This is a genomic window from Streptomyces sp. NPDC005141 (assembly GCF_053599975.1).
Genome location: NZ_JBSFYW010000008.1, coordinates 116,898 through 136,604 on the forward strand (window position 1 = coordinate 116,898; position 19,707 = coordinate 136,604).

General features: G+C 71.4%; 12 protein-coding genes. 3 read left to right on the plus strand and 9 right to left on the minus strand.

From position 1 onward, the window contains the following. Positions 1-83: 83 nt before the first annotated feature. Entirely contained in the window at positions 84-3,065 is a 2,982-nt protein-coding gene (locus tag ACWD68_RS09005) for a helix-turn-helix transcriptional regulator (RefSeq protein WP_451805792.1), read from the plus strand. Positions 3,066-3,148: 83 nt separating this feature from the next. Here ACWD68_RS09005 and serA read toward each other — a convergent pair whose 3' ends face one another. From serA to ACWD68_RS09035, 6 genes are all read right to left on the minus strand, one after another. Next, positions 3,149-4,738: a phosphoglycerate dehydrogenase gene (serA, locus tag ACWD68_RS09010; protein WP_451805793.1), complete on the minus strand. Its 1,590-nt coding sequence runs from the start codon at positions 4,736-4,738 to the stop codon at positions 3,149-3,151. A 308-nt stretch (positions 4,739-5,046) separates the two neighbouring features. Further along, on the minus strand, positions 5,047-6,048 hold the full coding sequence (gene ilvC / locus ACWD68_RS09015) for a ketol-acid reductoisomerase (RefSeq protein WP_451805794.1): 1,002 nt from the start codon (positions 6,046-6,048) through the stop codon (positions 5,047-5,049). A gap of 134 nt (positions 6,049-6,182) precedes the next feature. Beyond that, positions 6,183-6,710, minus strand: a complete 528-nt coding sequence (gene ilvN, locus ACWD68_RS09020; protein ID WP_261705560.1) for an acetolactate synthase small subunit — start codon at positions 6,708-6,710, stop codon at positions 6,183-6,185. A gap of 31 nt (positions 6,711-6,741) precedes the next feature. Continuing rightward, on the minus strand, positions 6,742-8,598 hold the full coding sequence (locus tag ACWD68_RS09025; protein WP_451805795.1) for an acetolactate synthase large subunit: 1,857 nt from the start codon (positions 8,596-8,598) through the stop codon (positions 6,742-6,744). A 227-nt stretch (positions 8,599-8,825) separates the two neighbouring features. Continuing rightward, positions 8,826-12,095 carry an EAL domain-containing protein gene (locus ACWD68_RS09030; RefSeq protein ID WP_451805796.1) on the minus strand — a complete coding sequence of 1,090 codons (3,270 nt, stop codon included), beginning with the start codon at positions 12,093-12,095 and terminating at the stop codon, positions 8,826-8,828. Positions 12,096-12,313: 218 nt separating this feature from the next. Further along, the gene (locus ACWD68_RS09035) at positions 12,314-13,255 is read right to left on the minus strand and encodes a 2-hydroxyacid dehydrogenase (protein WP_451805797.1); all 942 of its coding nucleotides are present in this window, start codon (positions 13,253-13,255) and stop codon (positions 12,314-12,316) included. Between the two features lie 76 nt (positions 13,256-13,331). Between ACWD68_RS09035 and ACWD68_RS09040 the strand changes: the two genes are divergently transcribed. Beyond that, positions 13,332-14,339, plus strand: coding sequence for an aldo/keto reductase (locus ACWD68_RS09040; RefSeq protein ID WP_451805798.1), 1,008 nt, complete (start codon positions 13,332-13,334; stop codon positions 14,337-14,339). 117 nt (positions 14,340-14,456) lie between these two features. Further along, positions 14,457-15,629: a PQQ-dependent sugar dehydrogenase gene (locus tag ACWD68_RS09045; RefSeq protein WP_451805799.1), complete on the plus strand. Its 1,173-nt coding sequence runs from the start codon at positions 14,457-14,459 to the stop codon at positions 15,627-15,629. Between the two features lie 31 nt (positions 15,630-15,660). Here ACWD68_RS09045 and ACWD68_RS09050 read toward each other — a convergent pair whose 3' ends face one another. The 3 genes from ACWD68_RS09050 to ACWD68_RS09060 form a co-directional block, all read right to left on the minus strand. Further along, positions 15,661-16,059 carry a DUF6191 domain-containing protein gene (locus tag ACWD68_RS09050; protein WP_451805800.1) on the minus strand — a complete coding sequence of 133 codons (399 nt, stop codon included), beginning with the start codon at positions 16,057-16,059 and terminating at the stop codon, positions 15,661-15,663. Between the two features lie 39 nt (positions 16,060-16,098). Continuing rightward, positions 16,099-19,182, minus strand: a complete 3,084-nt coding sequence (locus ACWD68_RS09055; protein WP_451805801.1) for a helix-turn-helix transcriptional regulator — start codon at positions 19,180-19,182, stop codon at positions 16,099-16,101. Between the two features lie 164 nt (positions 19,183-19,346). After that, complete coding sequence (locus tag ACWD68_RS09060; protein WP_451805802.1) at positions 19,347-19,544, minus strand: hypothetical protein; 198 nt, start codon at positions 19,542-19,544, stop codon at positions 19,347-19,349. Between the last annotated feature and the right edge of the window lie 163 nt (positions 19,545-19,707).

Consider the following 19,707-nt stretch of genomic DNA (forward strand, 5'->3'; position numbering starts at 1 on the left):
GGGCGCGAACCCGCCTCGGGCCGGGACCGGAGCCGAGGCCCCGGGAGGCCGGCGCCGGGGAGTTGTCGGTACGGCGTGCCAGGATGGGTGTCGTGGCACAGACATTCGGTACGCCGTTCATCGGCCGGGGGGACGAACTCGCCCGGCTCACCGGCGTGCTGGAGCGGGCCAAGGACGGCGACCCCCGTGCCGTCCTGGTGGCCGGAGACGCCGGCGTCGGCAAGACCCGCACGCTCACGGAAGCCGCGGCGCACGCCGCCACCGTCGGGATGACGGTCCTGACCGGCCACTGCGTGGACCTCGGCGATGTGGGCCTGCCGTACCTCCCGTTCACGGAGATCCTCGGCGCCCTCGCCGCCGACGACCGCTTCACCCCGGCCCTCGCGGCCCATCCGGCGGTGGACCGGCTGACCGGCGGCGGATCGGGGACCGGCACCGCGGACCCCGGCAGCCGCCTCCAGCTCTTCGAGGGCATCGCGGGTCTCCTCGCCGACCTGTCCGACGTCGCCCCGCTCCTGCTGATCCTCGAAGACCTCCACTGGGCGGACCAGTCCTCCCGCGACCTGCTCCGCTTCCTGCTCAGCCGGGGTGTCCTCCAGCGGCCAGCGCCCGGGGGCCCCGCCCGCCGTCTGGCGGTCTTCGCCTCGTACCGGGCGGACGACCTGCACCGCCGCCACCCCCTGCGGCCTCTGCTCGCCGAGCTGATCCGGCTGCCCGCCGTCGACCGGCTGGAGCTGCGGCCGATGGCCGACGCCGACGTGGCCCGGCTCGTGCGCGCGCTGCGCACCGGCCCCGTCTCCGACACCACGGTCCGCCGCATCGTCGACCGCGCCGAGGGAAACGCCTTCTACGCCGAGGAGTTGCTCGCCGCACTGCCCGGTGACGACGACCCCGTCTCCTCCGCCATGCCCAGCGGACTGGCCGACGTCCTCCTCATCCGCATCGAGCAACTCTCCGAGACCGCCCAGCAGGTGCTGCGCACCGCGGCCGTCGCGGGGCGCCGCGTCGAGCACGACCTGCTGCGTGACGCCGTACAACTGCCACAGGACGAGCTGGAGTCGGCGCTGCGGGAGGCCGTCGGCCACCAGCTGCTGCTGCCCGGCGGCGACGAGACGTACTCGTTCCGGCACGCGCTCACCCGCGAGGCCGTGTACGCGGACCTGCTGCCCGGCGAGCGGGTCCGGCTGCATGGGCTGTTCGCCAAACTCCTCGCGGGGCACGCCCGTTCGGCGAAGAACGCGGCGGAGCGCGCCCACCACTCACGCGAGAGCCACGACCTGGCCGACGCGCTCACGGCCTCCCTCGAAGCCGCCGACCACGCCCAGGGTGTCGGCGCGCCCGCCGAGGAGCTGCGCCATCTCGAGACCGCACTCGAACTGTGGCCCGCGGTGGACGCCGCTGCCCGCCCCGAGCGCGGCGGCACGGTCGCCCTCACCCTGCGCGCCTCGGCGGCCGCCGCTCGCGCGGGCGAGTCCCATCGCGCCGTCCACCTCACCCGCGACGCGCTCGCCCGGGCCGGCTCGGACGCCGACTCCGAGCTCGCCGCCCGGGTGCGGTACACCCTCGCGGGCCATCTGATGCGGATCGACAGCCTGAAGGCCGCGTTCACGTACAGCAGCGAGGCGCTCGCGATGATCCCCGCCGAGCCGCCCTCGTACACCTGGGTGTGGGCGGCCGCGACCCATGTCATGGCCGCCCGCTATGTGGGGCGGGACGAGGACGCCGAACGGGTCGCCCGGCAGGCGCTGGCCACCGCCGAGCGGCTCGGACTGGCCGACGCCCAGGCCGACCTGACGATCTCCCTGGTCGGCATGGAAGCGCACAACCGGCGCACCCCGAAGGGCCGTGACCGGCTCAGCCGGGCCCGCGAGCTGGCCCGCGGCGCGGGGAACCTCCCGGTGGAGATGCGGGCGCTGTTCAACCTCGCCATCGGGTGCTATGAGTCCGGCGACCTGGACGAGTGCCTGACATGGCTGGGCGACGGCCTCGGCCGCGCCCGCCGCACCGGTCTCCTCTCCTCGCCGTACGCCCTGGAACTGCGTTATCTCCAGTCCCTGGTGCTCTACACGCTGGGCCGCTGGGACGAGTGCGCGCGAGCCGCCGCCGACGACGCCGAACTGCTGCCGTCGGCGGGCGGCTTCGCGACGGGCCCCGCCCTGTACGTCGCCCTGGCCCGCGGCGAGCACGACGCGGCCGTCACCGGGGCCCGCGCACTGCTCGACCGGCCGTTCGACTGGATGGCGACGCTCGTCTCGAGCATCGTGCTGACCGACGCGGCGGCGTTGCGCGGCGACGGCGAGGAGTCCGTGCGGCGGCTGCACACCGCGGCCGAGGCCCTCACGGACGTCTCGGGCACCGACCGGCCCCCCGTCGTGGTGCGGCTCGCCGCGCTCGCCCTGTCTGCGGTCGCCGACGCGGCCGAGGAGTCCCGCCGGTCCGGCGACCCGACGGGCGCCGACCGCTGGGCGGACACCGCGGCCGAGCTGGTGGAGCTGGCCCGGGGCACGGCGGACCAGGGCGGGCACGCCACCGAGCAGGGGCCCGAGGGACTGGCCTGGCTCGCCCGCGCCGAGGCGGAGGGGCTGCGCGCCCGCACCGGTCCGGACGTCGCGGCCTGGGACCGGGCCGTGACGGCGTTCGGCTACGGCGATCCGTACGAGCTCGCCCGCAGCAGAAGGCGGCTCGCGGAAGCCCTCCTCGCGGCCGGCCGCCGTGAGGAGGCCGCCGAACAGGCCCGCGCGGCCCGTGAAACCGCCCTGCGCCTGGGCGCCGTGCCGCTGCGCGAGGCCCTGGACGCGCTCATCCGGCGCGGTCGCCTCGCCGAGTCACCCGACGCCGGGGAGCGCATCGCCGCGCTGACCGCCCGGGAGAGCGATGTGCTGCGGCTGCTCGGCCGGGGGCGCACCAACCGCCAGATCGGCGAGGAGCTGTTCATCAGCGGCAAGACCGCGAGCGTCCATGTCTCCAACATCCTGGCCAAGCTGGGTGCCGCGAGCCGTACCGAGGCCGTGGCCATCGCCTACCGCGAGGGCCTGATCGAGCCGGAGACGACACCCTCCGCGTGAGGCGCCGTACGACGCGCGAGGGCCGGGACACCCTCGGGTGTCCCGGCCCTGTGCTCACATGACGGAAGCGTCGCGAGTGAACCTCAGACGAGGTTCACCGACCGCGCCGACGTCGCGCCGATCTCCTCGGAGAGCTCGGTGAGGACGCTCTGCGGCACCGTGTCGTCGACGGTGAGGACCGCGAGGGCCTCGCCACCGACGGCCGCGCGGGCGACCTGCATACCGGCGATGTTGATGCCGGACTCGCCGAGGATGCGGCCGACGGTGCCGACGACACCGGGACGGTCCTCGTAGCTCAGCACGACCATGTGGTCGGCGAGCGCGAGGTCCACGTCGTACTCGCCGACGGCGACGATCTTCTGCAGGTGCTTCGGGCCGGCCAGCGTGCCGGAGACCGAGACCTCCTGGCCGTCGCCGAGCGTGCCGCGCACGGTGACCACGTTCCGGTGGTCGGGGGACTCCGAGCTCGTGGTCAGACGGACCTCGACGCCGCGCTCCTGCGCGAACAGCGGGGCGTTGACGTACGAGACCGTCTCGTCGACGACGTCCTCGAACACACCCTTGAGCGCGGAGAGTTCGAGCACCTTCACGTCGTGCTGGGTGATCTCGCCGTACACCTCGACATCGAGGCGGACCGCGACCTCGCCGACGAGGGCGGTGAAGATACGGCCGAGCTTCTCGGCGAGCGGCAGACCGGGCTTGACGTCCTCGGCGATGACGCCGCCCTGGACGTTGACCGCGTCGGGGACGAGCTCACCGGCGAGGGCGAGGCGCACCGAGCGGGCGACGGAGATACCCGCCTTCTCCTGCGCCTCGTCCGTGGAGGCACCGAGGTGCGGGGTGCAGACGACCTCGTCGAGCTCGAAGAGCGGGGAGTCCGTACAGGGCTCCTTCGCGTACACGTCGAGGCCGGCGCCGGCGACGCGGCCCTCCTTGAGCGCCGCGTACAGCGCCTCCTCGTCGACGATCCCGCCGCGCGCGGCGTTGACGATGCGCACCGTCGGCTTGACCTTGTGCAGCGCCTCGTGACCGATGAGACCGAGGGTCTCGGGGGTCTTCGGCAGGTGCACGGTGATGAAGTCCGCGACCTCGAGCAGCTCGTCGAGGGAGAGGACCTTCACGCCCATCTGCGCGGCCCGCGCAGGCTGGACGTAGGGGTCGTAGGCGACGACCTTCATGCCGAACGCCGACATGCGCTGCGCGACGAGCGCGCCGATGCGGCCGAGGCCGACGACACCGAGGGTCTTCTCGGCGAGCTCGACACCGGTGTACTTGCTGCGCTTCCACTCGCCGTTCTTCAGCGCGGTGTTGGCCTGCGGGATGTGCCGCGCGGTGGCGAGGAGGAGACCGCAGGCCAGCTCGGCCGCGGTCACGATGTTGGAGGTGGGGGCGTTGACGACCATCACGCCGGCCTTGGTGGCGGCGGAGACGTCGACGTTGTCCAGGCCGACGCCGGCTCGTGCGACGACCCTCAGCTTCTTGGCCGCGGCGACGGCCTCGGCGTCGACCTTGGTGGCCGAGCGGATCAGAATGGCGTCGACGTCGGCGATCGCGGGCAGCAGCTCGGCGCGGTCGGCGCCGTTCACATGCCGGATCTCGAAGTCCGGGCCCAGGGCGTCTACGGTCGCGGGCGACAGCTCTTCAGCGATGAGTACGACAGGTTTCGAGCTCACGTGAGTCCTCACAAGTCCAATGCGGACGGCCGTCCCGACGGCCGCAGGCGGTGGAGGGTTTGTAGCGGCCCCGGGGTGTGCCTGCACTTCTTGGGGGTCGCTTGAGCCGCGTGGAAGACGCACGACGCTGTGGGCCTGACGCGTTGTTGATGTCCAGCAGTGTAGTGGCGCCGCGGAGGTCGTCCTGCGCCTCCGCGGAAGGATCACCCGTCCGTGGCTGGACGGGATGTCCAACACCGAGTCCACCGGGGTTACCGGCGGTTCGACGAAGGGGCCGGAGCGTGCCGCCCCGGCCCCCGTCGTAGGGCTCAGGCCTCGTCGTCGTTGACCCACGACATGAGCTTGCGCAGCTCCTTGCCGGTGGTCTCCAGGAGGTGGTTCTCGTCCTGGGTCTTGTACTCGTTGTACTTCTTCAGGCCCGAGTGGTACTCGTCCATCCAGTTACGGGCGAACGTGCCGTCCTGGATCTCGGCGAGGACCTTCTTCATCTCGGCCTTGGTGGCGTCCGTGATGATGCGCGGGCCGGTGATGTAGTCGCCCCACTCGGCGGTCTCGGAGACGGACCAGCGCATCTTCTCCAGGCCGCCCTCGTACATGAGGTCGACGATGAGCTTCAGCTCGTGCAGGCACTCGAAGTACGCGATCTCCGGCTGGTAGCCGGCCTCGGTCAGCGTCTCGAAACCGGCCTTGACCAGGGCGGCGGTGCCACCGCAGAGGACGGCCTGCTCACCGAACAGGTCGGTCTCGGTCTCCTCGGTGAAGGTCGTCTTGATGACGCCGGCGCGGGTGCCGCCGATGGCCTTGGCGTACGAGAGGGTGAGCGCGAAGGCGTCGCCGGTCGCGTCCTGCTCGACGGCCGCGATACACGGAACGCCGCGGCCCTCCTCGTACTGGCGGCGCACGAGGTGACCCGGGCCCTTGGGGGCGACCATGCAGACGTCGATGCCGGCCGGGGGCTTGATGAAGCCGAAACGGATGTTCAGGCCGTGGCCGAAGAACAGCGCGTCGCCGTCGTTGAGGTTGTCCTTGATGGACTCCTCGTAGACCTGGGACTGGATCGGGTCCGGCACGAGGATCATGATGACGTCGGCCTCGGCGGCGGCCTCCGACGGCGTCACCACGCGCAGGCCCTGCTCCTCGGCCTTCGCCTTGGACTTGGAGCCCTCGTGCAGACCGACGCGGACGTCGACACCCGAGTCGCGCAGCGACAGCGCGTGGGCGTGGCCCTGGCTGCCGTAGCCGATGACCGCGACCTTGCGGCCCTGGATGATGGACAGGTCGGCGTCGTCGTCGTAGAACAGCTCGGCCACTGGGGTTCTCCTTGTTTTCCGGTATTTCCGGTGTTGCGTCCCACCGTACGGCGGGCGGGGGAAGGGAAGTTTTCGGGTCTCGGTATACGGGCGGACGGTGCTCGCCGCCCGTTCGTATGCCGGCGCTTTCCGGCTTAGGCCGACCGGTCCAGTGCGCGCAGAGACCGGTCCGTGATCGATCGCGCCCCGCGTCCGATCGCGATCGTGCCGGACTGGACGAGCTCCTTGATGCCGTACGGCTCCAGCATCTTGAGCATGGCCTCCAGCTTGTCGGCGCCGCCGGTGGCCTCGATGGTGACGGCCTCCGGGGAGACGTCCACGGTCTTGGCGCGGAACAGCTGGACGATCTCGACGATCTGGGAGCGCGTCTCGTTGTCGGCGCGCACCTTCACCAGAACGAGTTCCCGCTGAACGGCGGAACCGGGTTCCAGCTCGACGATCTTCAGGACGTTGACGAGCTTGTTGAGCTGCTTGGTGACCTGTTCGAGCGGCAGTTCCTCGATCACGTTCACCACGATGGTGATGCGGGAGATCTCGGGGTGCTCGGTGACACCGACGGCGAGGGAGTCGATGTTGAAGCCGCGCCGGGAGAACAGGGCGGTGATCCGGGCGAGGACACCGGGCTTGTTCTCGACGAGGACGGAGAGGGTGTGCTTGCTCATGGTTCTGACTCGGCTCTCTCTCAGTTCTCGCTCAGTCGTCTTCGTTGTCGCCGAAGTCGGGGCGGACGTCCCGGGCGAACATGACCTCGTCGTTGGAGGTGCCGGCGGCGACCATCGGCCACACCATCGCGTCCTCGTGGACGATGAAGTCGACCACGACCGGACGGTCGTTGATCGAGTTCGCCTCCTCGATCACCTTGTCGAGGTCGTCCGGGGACTCGCAGCGGATGGCGTAGCAGCCCATGGCCTCCGACAGCTTGACGAAGTCGGGGACGCGGGTGCCGGCGCTCGGCTGCTTGCCGTCCGCGTCCGGACCACTGTGCAGCACGGTGTTGGAGTAGCGCTGGTTGTAGAAGAGGGTCTGCCACTGGCGGACCATCCCGAGGGCGCCGTTGTTGATGATGGCGACCTTGATCGGGATGTTGTTCAGGGCGCAGGTGGTGAGTTCCTGATTGGTCATCTGGAAGCAGCCGTCGCCGTCGACCGCCCAGACCGTGCGGTCCGGCTGCCCCGCCTTGGCGCCCATCGCGGCCGGGACCGCGTAGCCCATCGTTCCGGCACCGCCGGAGTTCAGCCAGGTCGAGGGCTGCTCGTACTGGATGTAGTGCGCGGCCCACATCTGGTGCTGGCCGACGCCCGCCGCGAAGATCGTGCCCTCGGGGGCGAGCTGCCCGATGCGCTCGATGACCTGCTGCGGCGACAGCGAGCCGTTGTCGGGCTGCTCGTAGCCGAGCGGGTACGTCTCGCGCCAGCGGTTGAGGTCGTTCCACCAGGCGGTGTAGTCGCCGGTGTTGCCCTCGTTGTGCTCCTTCTGCACCGCCTGGACCAGATCGGCGATGACCTCGCGGGCGTCTCCGACGATCGGCACGTCGGCGGCGCGGTTCTTGCCGATCTCGGCCGGGTCGATGTCGGCGTGAACGATCTTGGCGAACGGGGCGAAGCTGTCCAGCTTGCCGGTGACGCGGTCGTCGAAGCGGGCTCCGAGGGCGACGATCAGGTCGGCCTTCTGCAGCGCGGTGACGGCGGTGACCGAACCGTGCATGCCCGGCATTCCCACGTGCAGCGGGTGGCTGTCGGGGAATGCGCCGAGCGCCATCAGCGTGGTGGTGACGGGCGCTCCGGTGAGTTCGGCGAGGACCTTCAGCTCGGCGGTGGCGCTCGCCTTGAGGACGCCGCCGCCGACGTACAGCACGGGCCGCTTGGCCTGGGTGAGCAGCTTGGCGGCCTCGCGGATCTGCTTGGCGTGCGGCTTGGTCACCGGGCGGTAGCCGGGCAGGTCCTGGGTGGGCGGCCACTGGAAGGTGGTCCGCGCCTGGAGGGCGTCCTTGGCGATGTCGACGAGGACCGGGCCGGGACGGCCGGTGGAGGCGATGTGGAAGGCCTCCGCGATCGTCCGCGGGATGTCCTCGGCCTTGGTCACCAGGAAGTTGTGCTTGGTGATCGGCATGGTGATGCCGACGATGTCCGCCTCCTGGAAGGCGTCCGTGCCGATCGCCTTGGACGCGACCTGTCCGGTGATCGCCACGAGCGGCACCGAGTCCATGTGCGCGTCGGCGATCGGCGTGACCAGGTTGGTCGCGCCGGGGCCGCTGGTCGCCATGCAGACGCCGACCTTGCCGGTGGCCTGGGCGTATCCGGTGGCCGCGTGGCCGGCGCCCTGCTCGTGCCGCACGAGCACGTGCCGCACGCGGCGGGAGTCCATCAGCGGGTCGTACGCCGGAAGGATCGCACCGCCGGGAATGCCGAATACGGTCTCGGCCCCGACCTCCTCGAGCGAGCGGATGAGGGACTGCGCACCCGTGACGTGCTCGGGGGCGGACTGCTGTCCTCCGGAACGGGGCCGCGGCTGCGGATGGTGGGCCCCGGTGGCCTGCTCGGTCATCGGCATTCTCTTCTCGATGCTGAGGGTTTTTGCGACTTTTGTGCGATGTATGACGGGTGCCTGTGCAACAAAAAACCCCTCGTGCCGTGAGGCAAGCGAGGGGAGCGCGCCGGGTGCGGTCGCTGGGTGTTCCGGACTTTTCCGGTGACCACCTAGCTTCAGCCGACGCGCTTTCCAAGTACGAGAATTCGGGTGCGCATGGCATTGACCCTCCCCCCGGCACGCACCGACTGTCAAGTAGGTGGGACGGGAGTCTCATTATGTGAGCGGAGGGCCGTTCCACCCCCCAGAACAACGGGCACACCACTCGTATACACCCCCGCGCCGCCACGGCCGGCGAAGACAGGCTCGGCCGGGCCGTTGGGCACCGGATAATGTCCGGAAGAGAGCGCCCTGCGCAGCCGGTACTCGTCCAGCGGTCCGGAGAACGCCATGCCCTGCCCGTGGGTGCAGCCCATCGCGCGCAGGGCGACGACCTGTTCCGGAAGGTCCACCCCATCGGCCACGGACTGCAGCCCCAGATCGGTGGCGATCCTCAGCAGCCCGCTGGTGATCTTGTGCAGCCGGGCGGACTCGACCACTCCCTCGACAAGACTCCTGTCGAGTCGCAGTACGTCGACGGGGAGCCGCCGGAGCGCCGTGATCGCCGCGTAGCCGCTGCCGAAGCCGTCCAGGGCGATCCGCACACCCAGACGCCTGAGCGCGTTCAGCCGGCGCTCCAGCTCGTCCAGTGAGACGCGGGGGTCGGTGTCGGACAGCTCGATGATCAGGCCGCCCGAGGCGAGCCCGTGCCGGGTGAGCAGGGACTCCACGGAGCCCAGCGGCATCGAGCGGTCCAGCAGCCGCCGGGCGGTCATCCGGACCGCGACCGGCACCGCGACGCCCGCGGCGGTGCGCTCGGCGGCCTGCTCGACGGCCTCGTCGAGCATCCAGCGGCCCAGTTCGGCGGTCCTGTCGCTGTCCTCGGCGACGCGCAGGAACTCGGCGGGCGTGAAGAGCACTCCCTGGGAGGAACGCCAGCGCGCCTGTGCGGTGACCGAGGCGATCCGGCCGTTCTCCAGCGACACCACGGGCTGGTGCAGCAGGGCGAACTCGCCGTCCTGGAGTGCGGAGCGCAGCCGGGTCGCCAGTTCCGCCTTACGGACCACGTCCTGCTGCATCTGGGGTGCGTACAGCTCGACGCGGCCCTTTCCGGCCGCCTTGGCGCGGTACATGGCGAGGTCGGCGTTGCGCAGCAACTCCCCCGCGCCCAGGCCGGGTTCGGCGAAGCCCACGCCGATGGACGCGGCGACCCGGACATCGTTGCCGTCGATGCAGTACGGCTGGGAGAGCCTGATCCGCAGACGGTCGGCGAGCTCCAGTATCTGCTGCTCACGGGCGGTGCGGTCGCGACCGCCGTCGCCGACGATGAGGGCCGCGAACTCGTCCCCGCCCAACCGGGCCGCGGTGTCGCCGTGCCGCACCGAGTCCTGGAGTCTGCGGGCGGCCTGGACGAGCAGCTCGTCCCCGGCCTGGTGCCCGATCGTGTCGTTGACGGCCTTGAAGCCGTCGAGGTCGATGAAGAGGACGGCGGTGCCCCGATCGGAGGAGCGGCGCCCGGACAGGGCCTGCTGGACGCGCCGGGTGAACAGCGCGCGGTTGGGCAGGTCGGTGAGCGGGTCGTGTTCGGCGTTGTGCTGCAACTGCGCCTGGAGTCGGACGCGTTCGGTCACGTCACGGCTGTTGAAGATGAGCCCGCCGTGGTGCCGGTTGACGGTGGACTCCACGTTGAGCCAGCCCCCGTCGCCGGACCGGAAACGGCACTCGATGCGGGTGGTGGGCTCCTCGACGTGGCTGGCCGCGAGAAACCGTCGCACTTCGTGGACCACGCAGCCGAGATCCTCGGGGTGGATGAGGGAGGCGAGCTCGGAGCCGACGAGTTCCTCGGCGTCGCGGCCGTAGACCCCGGCGGCGGCCGGGCTGACGTACCTCAGGATGCCGTTCGGGGCGGCGATCATGATGACGTCGCTCGAACCCTGCACCAGGGAGCGGAAGTGGTTCTCCTTCTGGGCCAGCTCCTGGGTGAGGGTGATGTTGTCGAGCAGCATGATGCCTTGGCGCACCACGAGGGCGAGTACGACGAGACCGGCGGTGACCAGCACCACTCGGTCCACGTTGCGCCCGTTCAGGATGTTGTAGAGGATCCCCAACGTGCAGACGGCGGCGGCCAGATAGGGAGTCAGCGCGGCCAGCGAACCACTGATGGGACGTGTCGCCGGATATCGGCCCTGCCCGGGGCCCTGGGGGTTCGGTTGCGCGGGTCCGCCCGGCTGTCGCTCGTACGGGTGTTCCTCCGGCCCGCGCTCTCCCGGGTCGTCGTGGGACCCGGGGCCCTGCGGACCCCCGGGTGATCCGTACGACGCCTGAGACCCGTGGGGTTCGTGCGGCGTGCGACTCCCCGGGGGGCCGTGCCGCGCTTCCTGCCGCTGTCCCGGGATGTGCTCGTGCAGCACACGCGCGTGCCCGTCCGGGCCGTGCTCGTCGGCGTCCGGGTGCCCGTGCCGGGTGACGACCCAGGGGGCGTACGCGAGAAGCAGCGAGCCGGCGAACCAGCCCGCGTCGAGGAGCTGACCCGAGCGGTAGTTGTTGTGCAGGAGGGGCGAGGTGAACAGGGCGTCGCACATGACGGTCAGGGCGAGCGCCCCGATCGCGGTGTTCACCGCCGACCTGTTCACCGACGAACGGCGGAAGTGCAGCGCGAGCACCATGCTGACCAGCGCGATGTCCAGCAGCGGGTACGCCAGCGACAGTGCGGTGTGCGCGACGCTCGGCCCGTCGAACTTCGCGGCCTGGGCGAGCGCCAGACTCCAGGACAGCGTGAGCAGCGATCCGCCGATCAGCCAGGCGTCCAGCGCGAGACATACCCAACCCGCTTTGGTGACGGGCCTCTTGGCGAGCACCAGCAGTCCCACGATGGCGGGCGGCGCGAAGCAGAGGAAGAACAGATCGGCGTAACTCGGGCTGGGGACAGGGCGGTCGAGGACGACCTCGTACCACCCCCAGACCAGATTCCCCAGCGAGGCCATCGCCGAGGAGAGCGCGAAGAGCAGCCACGCGGGTCGAAAGCGGCTGCGGCGATGACGGGCGTAGAGAAAGCAGGAGACCGCCGCGGTACCCGCCGCGACGCTCAGGCCGAAATCACCCATGACCAACGCGAGACTCGCGGAGCCCCAGCCGAGCGCGGAACCGACGGCGTATCCCGCGCACATCAGGGCCAGCACGAGTTGCGAGAACAGGCCCGTCCCGCCGTCGAACACCGGCCGACGGGTCAGCAGCGCCCCGGGGGAACTCACCGGGCCCACCCGGTCCGTGCCCCGGGGTCCCGCTGATCCCGGTGCGCCGGGTGCGCATGCCTCCGGGGGCCTCCGTGCCTGCGGTGGTGATGGCCGCCGTGGCCGCGTCTGTGCGTGGTCGCGTGCCAGGGTCGTCGGCGGCGGCCCCGCCGCGTCGGATCGTTGGTCCATAGGCCGTGCATCGCCCGTCGCCCCCCTCGCAGTCTCAAGTCCGCCCCCGGCGCCGAACGGTGCGCGGCGCAGCCCCTGTCGGGACGATACACCAGTCTCGTCACTCAGGGACATAGTTCCTCTACGCTCCGTGACGACCAGGGACTATGCCGGTACTGCCCGCATTCGGGGAACTGCGGAGGGTGCCCGAAGCGGACCGAGAGCGGACAGGGCGTTGCTCAAGTGCCGGTGGTAAGGACCACGTTCCGCAGCGGCTCCCGGTTCACGAAGAGCGTCAGCTGGTCCGCCAGCAGCCGCTTGGCGCGCGGCCAGAACGCCGAGGTGGGACCGCCGACATGGGGGCTGATGAGCACGCCGGGCGCGTGCCACAACGGATGTCCCTGGGGCAGCGGTTCGGGGTCGGTGACGTCGAGGGCCGCGGTGATGCGCCCGCTCTCCAGCTCGGCGAGGAGCGCCTTGGTGTCGACGACGGGGCCGCGGGCCACGTTCACGAGGAGCGCACCGTCCTTCATCCGGGACAGGAAGTCGGCGTTCACCAGGCCACGGGTGCTGTCCGTGAGCGGCGTGGACAGGACGACGATGTCGAATTCGGGGAGCAGCGAGGGCAGTTCCGACAGGGGGCGCACGGGACCGCGCTCCGTGGCGCGTGCGGAGCGCGCGACGCGCTCCACCCGCGCGAGCTCGAACGGCGCGAGCCGGTCCTCGATGGCGGACCCGATCGACCCGTACCCCACGATGAGGACGGACTTGTCGGCCAGCGAGGGACGGAAGCCCGAGCGCCACTCCTCCTTGTCCTGGCCCCGCACGAAGTCGGGGATCCCGCGCAGCGAGGCGAGGATCAGGGCGAGGGTGAGCTCTCCCGTGCTCGCCTCGTGCACCCCGCGTGCGTTGCACAACACCACGCCGGGGCGAAGGGACTTGAGGCTCGGCAGGACGTGGTCGACGCCGGCGGAGAGCGTCTGCACGGCCCGGACCGACGTCATTTCGGACATCGGACGCTGCGAGACGGCGGGCGGCTTCATGTAGGGCACGGCATAGAACGCGCAGTCCGCCGGATCCGCGGGAAACTCCTGGCCGCCGTCCCAGAAGCGGTAGTTGAGGCCTTCGGGGAGTCCTTCGATCTCGTCGGCGTGAAAGGGAAGCCACACATCGGAAGTCATGGTCAGGAGGCTATGCCAGGTGCCCATGCGCACAGAGGTTAGGTTGGGGTGCCAGCAGAAGGAGGATTACGGCCAGGTGGAGCGCAGAACGATCGGGGCCGCGGCACTCGATGTCGGGGCGGTCGGGCTCGGATGCATGCCGATGAGCTGGGCCTACACCGGGTCGCGGCAGCGCGGCGAGGAGTCGCTGCGAGCGGTGCACGCGGCGCTGGACCGGGGCTCGACGCTGCTCGACACGGCCGACATGTACGGCCCCTTCACCAATGAACTGCTCATCGGGCGGGTGCTCAAGGAGCGGCGTTCCGAGGCCTTCGTGTCGACCAAGGTCGGCCTGCTGGTGGGCGACCAGCACATTGTGGCCAACGGCCGCCCCGGGTATGTGAAGCGGGCGTGCGACGCGTCGCTGCGCCGGCTCCAGACGGACGTGATCGATCTCTATCAGCTGCACCGCGCGGACCCGGAGGTACCGGTCGAGGAGACCTGGGGCGCGATGGCCGAACTCGTCTCGGCCGGAAAGGTGCGCTCGCTCGGGCTGTGCGCCGTGGGTGCCCGGTCCGCCCGCCGCTCGGGGGCGCGGCTGCACGACGGAACGATCCGGCAGCTGGAGCGGGTGCAGCAGGTCTTCCCGGTGAGCGCCGTGCAGGCCGAGCTGTCGGTGTGGTCGGCGGAGGCGCTGGACGCGCTGCTGCCGTGGTGTGCGGCGCGCGGCGTCGGGTTCCTCGCCGCGATGCCGCTCGGCAACGGTTTCCTGACCGGCACGCTGACCCCCGGCGAGGGCTTCGAGCCCGACGACGTGCGGGCCCGTCATCCCCGTTTCACCGCCGAGATGATGGCCGCGAACCAGCCCGTCGTCGTGGGTCTGCGGCGCATCGCCCGGCGTCACGGGGGCGGCGGCCGTCCCGTCACGCCCGCGCAGGTGGCACTCGCGTGGGTCCTGGCGCAGGGGCCGCACGTGGTCCCGGTGCCGGGGGCCAAGCGGGAGCGCTGGGTAACCGAGAACGCGGGGGCGGCCGGGCTGCGGCTGACGGCGGAGGATCTCACGGAGGTGGCGGGGCTGCCGGGGGCGCTGGGATCCTTGGACTGAGCAGCGGTTCCGTGTCCCCGCTTCCGGATCTCGGTGCCGATTGCCCGTCCGTGATCGGGAACCCGTGGAACGCGAGCGGTGTATGAACTGTAGGACCGCCGCGTCGAAGGGACACTGATGGTGCAGGTTCGAGCAGTGACAGCCGTGTTGGCCACGGCAGCGCTTCTGATGACGGCAGGCTGTTCCTCCGGCGACGAAGGGGGCTCGGACGGCTCGGGCGCGTTCCCTGGCCTCGGGAGTACACCGCCGCAGTCGTCGTCCTCCCGGAGCGCCTCCCCCGAGGAGACACCACCGGCGAAGGGCTCGGTGAAGGTCCTGCGCACCGTCACCGAGGATCTGGACACCCCCTGGGGCCTCGCGCCGCTGCCCGAGGGCGGTCTGCTGGTCTCCTCGCGGGACAAGGGGACGATCACCCGGATCGACGAGAAGACCGGAAGGAAGACGGTGCTGGGCGAGGTCACCGGGGTGGCCCCAGCCGGCGAGGGCGGCCTCCTGGGCATCGCGCTCTCCCCCGACTACGCCTCCGACCACATGATCTACGCCTACCTGACCACGGCCTCCGACAACCGCATCGTCCGCATGCTGTACGACGAGCGGAAGCCGTCCGGCGAGCAGCTGGGCGCACCGGACACGATATTCAAGGGCATCCCCAAGGGAATGATCCACAACGGTGGCCGGATCGCGTTCGGCCCGGACAAGATGCTGTACGCGGGAGCGGGCGAGACGGGTGACCGTGGTCAGGCCCAGGACAAGAAGGCGCTCGGCGGCAAGATCCTGCGGATGACTCCGGAGGGTGAGCCCGCACCGGGCAATCCGTTCGGCGACTCGGTCGTGTACTCGTACGGCCATCGCAATGTCCAGGGCCTCGCCTGGGACGACAAACAGAGGCTGTGGGCCTCCGAATTCGGCCAGGACACCTGGGACGAGCTGAACCAGATCAAGCCGGGCGACAACTACGGCTGGCCGGTGGTTGAAGGCACGGGTGACAACGCCAAGTACCACAACCCGGTCGCCCAGTGGCACACCGACGACGCCTCTCCGAGCGGACTCGCCTACGCCGAGGGGTCCCTGTGGATGGCGGGCCTCAAGGGCGAGCGCCTGTGGCGCATCCCGTTGAACGGCACCAAGACATCCGCGGACCCCGAGGCTTTCCTGCAGGGCAAGTACGGCCGCCTCCGCACGGTCGTCTCCGCGGGCGGCGACAGACTCTGGCTGACCACGAGCGAGACCGACGGCCGCGGCAGCCCCACGAAGGACGACGACCTGCTTCTGGAGGTACAGGTGAAGTAAGGAAGAGGGAGGGCGAGAGGGAACGGAAGGGCTATGGGGCCTGCGTGGGCGCCGGACCTTGCGCGGGCCCGGGCTCCGGCTCCGGCTCCGGCTCCGGCTCCGGCTGGGTATCCGATTCGGGCTCGGGCTCGAGATCGGGCTCGGGCTCGGGCTCGGTCCCAAGCTCGAGGTGGGAATCCCGTGCGGGCTCTGGTTGGGGTCGGCAACCCGGCTCGGGCTCGGGTTGGGAATCCGGTTCGGGTTCCGGCTGATGATCAGGCTGGTGTTCCTGCCCCGGTACCCGTACGACCACCTTGCCCGAGGCGAGGTCTATCGGGCCGCGGCCCGGGTCGCCGTCGTTCACGTCCACGCGGGACAGTTCCAGCCGCTTGCGTTCGTCGTTCGTGTGCTTGCGGCCGGGCGCGAAAAGCTCCTCGAACGGGTTGAACACGGCGCCTCCCTCTTCCCGGGATCCCTCGCAGCGTAGACCTCAGCCCGCCGCCCGGGCAGCGGGGGTCTCCGGCGGGAAGAGCCGCAGCCTGTGGGCCAGTGCCGCCGCCTCCCCCCGTCCTGAGACGTCCAGCTTGGCCAGAATGTTCGAGACATGGACGCTGGCCGTCTTCGGGGAGATGAAGAGTTCCTCGGCGATCTGGCGGTTGCTGCGGCCGACGGCGACGAGGCGCAGGACGTCGCGCTCGCGGCTGGTGAGGCCGAGTGCGGCCGCGGGGTCGGCGGGAGCGGCCGGGGACGGTTCGGGGGCGTGCTCCAGGGTGAGGCGGGCGCGCTGGGCGAGCAGGACGACGGCGTCGGCGAGCGGGCGGGCGCCGAGGTGGTCGGCGGCGGCGCGGGCCAGCCGGAGGAGTTCCGTGGCACGGATCCGTTCGTCGTCGTCCGCACCGGTGAGGAGCAGTGCCTCGGCGAGGCGGAGGCGGACCCGGGCGAGGTCGTAGGGGCGCTCCAGTGGTTCGAGGTCGCTGACCACCTCGAACCACTGGTCCGGGGTGCTCGCGCCTTCGGCCCGCTGGAGTTCGGCGCGGACCCAGTCGGCGTGGGCGACCCAGACGGGCGCTCCCGTGGCCAGGGTCTTCGCGGCCGTGCGGATGCGTTCCAGGGTCGGGGCGCGGCCGGGTCCGGCGACGGGCAGACCGCGGGCGTCGGCCTCCGCGGTGGCGGCGGCCAGGAGCAGCGGCCAGGCGTAGCGCTGGGTGCCGGGCGGGAAGCCCGCGTCCAGGGCCTGCTCCAGGGCGGCGCGGGCGTCGAGGAGGCGGCCCTCGTCGGCGGCGATGCCAATGGTGGTGCACAGCAGCGGCAGGGAATGCTGGGGCATCGGATCGTGGGTGCCGAAGTGGCCGCGTGCGGCGGTCAGTTGGCGTCCCGCCTCGTTGAGGTCGCCGCGGGCGAGGGCGACGGGCGCGAGGCGGGCCGCGCCCACGCCGGAGGCCTTGCCGCTGAGCCCGATGCCCAGCGCGTTGCGCGCGGCTTCGACCGCGTCGTCCCACTGGCCGAGCGCGAACAGCGATTCGGAGAGGTTGCCCCAGACCCAGGCCTGGGTGTCCAGAAGGCCGTTCCTGCAGGCGAGTTCGACACCCTCGCGCAGGATCGCGACGGCCTCGCGGGAGCGGCCGACCGACTCCAGATGGGAGGGCAGGTTGATGTGGAGACGGCCCACGACGTAGGCGGCGCCCCTCCGGTTCGCCCGCTCTCTGACCTGGTACATCTCCGCGAGCCCCGCCTCGACGTCCCCCGCGTCGACCATCAGGCCGCCGAGGGTGAGCCGGGCGTTCAGCTCCGTGTCGCGGGCGCCCACCATGCGCGCGTACTCCACGGCGCGCTCGGCCGCGGAGAGGGCGCCGTGGCCCGGCTCGTGCAGCATGCACCAGGCGGCGACCATGGACAGGACCTCGGCGTGCACCTCGGAGGGCGGCAGACCGCGCACCAGGTCCTGCGCGGTGGCGAGTTCCTTCCAGCCGTCGCCGCGGACCTGGGCCTGGACGAGCCGGGAGCGCTGGATCCAGAACCACGCGGCGCGCAGCGGGTCTCCCTCGTCCTCCAGGAGATGCAGCGCCCGCTTGGTCGTCTTCAGGGCGCGCTCGCGCTCCCCGCAGAGCCGGCCGGCGACGGCGGCCTCGGCCATCAGGTCGAGGTAGTGCAGGGGTGCCGTCGCGGGGTCGCAGCCGACGGGAGGATAGGCCTCCACGTAGTCCATGGGGCGCAGTTCGGCCCGTACGGTGTCGGGGGCCACCTCCCACAGCTCCATCGCCCGCTCCAGGAGCCGCAGTTGCTCGGAGTGGGCGTGCCGGCGGCGGGCTTCGACGGAGGCGTCGAGGACGGCGGGCAGGGCCTTGGCGGCGTCGTGGGCGTGGTACCAGTAGCTGGCCAGGCGGGTGACGCGCTCGTCGGCCGGTACGAGTGCCGGGTCGGCCTCCAGGGCCTCGGCGTAGCGGCGGTTGAAGCGGGAGCGCTCACCGGGCAGCAGGTCGTCGCTGACCGCCTCGCGGACCAGGGAGTGGCGGAAGCGGTAGCCGTCGCCGCCGGGGGAGGCGACCAGGATGTTGGCGCCGACGCAGGCCCGCAGCGCCTCGATGAGGTCGTCCTCGGCGAGTTGTGCCACGGCGGCGAGCAGCGGGTACTCGACGGTGCAGCCGCCCTCGGCGACGATCCGGGCGACCCGCTGGGCGCTCTCCGGCAGTCCTTCGACGCGGACGAGAAGCAGGTCGCGCAGGGAGTTCGTGAGGCCCGTACGACAGCCTTCGTGGGCGGCGACGGCGAGTTCCTCGACGAAGAACGCGTTGCCGTCGGAGCGGGCGAAGATCTCGTCGACCTGGGCGGGGTCGGGCTCGCGGGCGAGGATTCCGGCGATCTGGCGGCCGACCTCGGCCAGGCTGAAGCGGCCCAGGTCGATGCGGCGGACCGTGCGGAGGCGGTCGAGTTCGGCGAGCAGCGGGCGCAGCGGGTGGCGGCGGTGGATGTCGTCGGCGCGGTAGGTGGCGATCACGACGAGGCGGCCGGTGCGCAGCGTGCGGAAGAGGTAGGCGAGCAGATGGCGGGTGGAGGCGTCGGCCCAGTGCAGGTCTTCGAGGACGACGACGACCGTGCGGTCCGCGGCGACCCGCTCCAGGAGGCGGGCGGTGAGCTCGAAGAGGCGGGCCATGCCCTCTTCCTCGTACTGCCGTCCCCGGGTCGTCTCCGCGAGCTCGGGCAGCAGGCGGGCGAGTTCCTCCTCCTGTCCGGCGGCCGCGGCGGCGAGCTCGTCGGGGAGGATGCGGCGCAGGGCGCGCAGGGCGGTGGAGAACGGCGCGAAGGGGAGGCCGTCGGCGCCGATCTCGACGCAGCCGCCGAAGGCGACGACGGCGCCATCGCGGGAGGCTGCGGTAGCGAACTCCTCCAGGAGCCGGGTCTTCCCGACTCCTGCCTCGCCGCCGAGCAGCAACGCCTGTGGCTCTCCCCCCGTGCTGAAGTCCTGGGAGGTGCCTCCGGCGGCGGCACGGGCGAGCGCGTCGCTCAGCACTCCGAGTTCGTCGGCGCGTCCGACGAACACCGGGCTGACGGACCTGGTCTCCACGGGCCCGAGCATGGCACAGGGGTCCGACGGCGCGGCACCGGTTATCGGGGGGGCGATCAGTGCCCCGCCCGTCGGCCGGCGGGCGGGCAGAAGGCGGCCGACCCCCGTACGGCCGCCTTCCCGCACAGCCTGTGGACGGCCGACTGCCGTGCCGCCGTCCACAGGTGCCCCGGCGCTCACGCGACGCGGGCGAACCGGTGCCGGCGGGGACGCTGGCTATGGGCCTGCCCCTCCGTGTCGTTCTGCGCGGACCGGCGGGCGTCCACGCGCCGGGCCGCTCGGCGGGTGCGCAGGGCCTCCTTGGCGAGCCGGTAGTTCTGGGCCTCGCGGATGAGTTCCGCGGACCGGATCTGCTGAAGCTCGTACTCGAACATCTCGTACCCCTGGTGAAGAGTCGGTTTCGGCCTCGCTTGTTCGCGATGCCTCAACCTTCGTCTCCCAGGGGGGTGCGCCACATCGGGAGAGTTCCGCATCTTGCGCACGCGAAGGGCCTTAGGGCGGCGGTACAGGGACTACGCCTGGCCCTAAGGCTCCTCA

Excerpts from the sequence above, each read along its gene's own strand:
- ACWD68_RS09005 (WP_451805792.1), top strand. The coding sequence starts at position 84 with ATGGGTGTCGTGGCACAGACATTCGGTACGCCGTTCATCGGCCGGGGG.
- ilvN (WP_261705560.1), bottom strand. The coding sequence starts at position 6,710 with ATGAGCAAGCACACCCTCTCCGTCCTCGTCGAGAACAAGCCCGGTGTC.
- ACWD68_RS09025 (WP_451805795.1), bottom strand. The coding sequence starts at position 8,598 with ATGCCGATGACCGAGCAGGCCACCGGGGCCCACCATCCGCAGCCGCGG.
- ACWD68_RS09030 (WP_451805796.1), bottom strand. The coding sequence starts at position 12,095 with ATGGACCAACGATCCGACGCGGCGGGGCCGCCGCCGACGACCCTGGCA.
- ACWD68_RS09035 (WP_451805797.1), bottom strand. The coding sequence starts at position 13,255 with ATGACTTCCGATGTGTGGCTTCCCTTTCACGCCGACGAGATCGAAGGA.
- ACWD68_RS09045 (WP_451805799.1), top strand. The coding sequence starts at position 14,457 with ATGGTGCAGGTTCGAGCAGTGACAGCCGTGTTGGCCACGGCAGCGCTT.
- ACWD68_RS09055 (WP_451805801.1), bottom strand. The coding sequence starts at position 19,182 with ATGCTCGGGCCCGTGGAGACCAGGTCCGTCAGCCCGGTGTTCGTCGGA.
- ACWD68_RS09060 (WP_451805802.1), bottom strand. The coding sequence starts at position 19,544 with ATGTTCGAGTACGAGCTTCAGCAGATCCGGTCCGCGGAACTCATCCGC.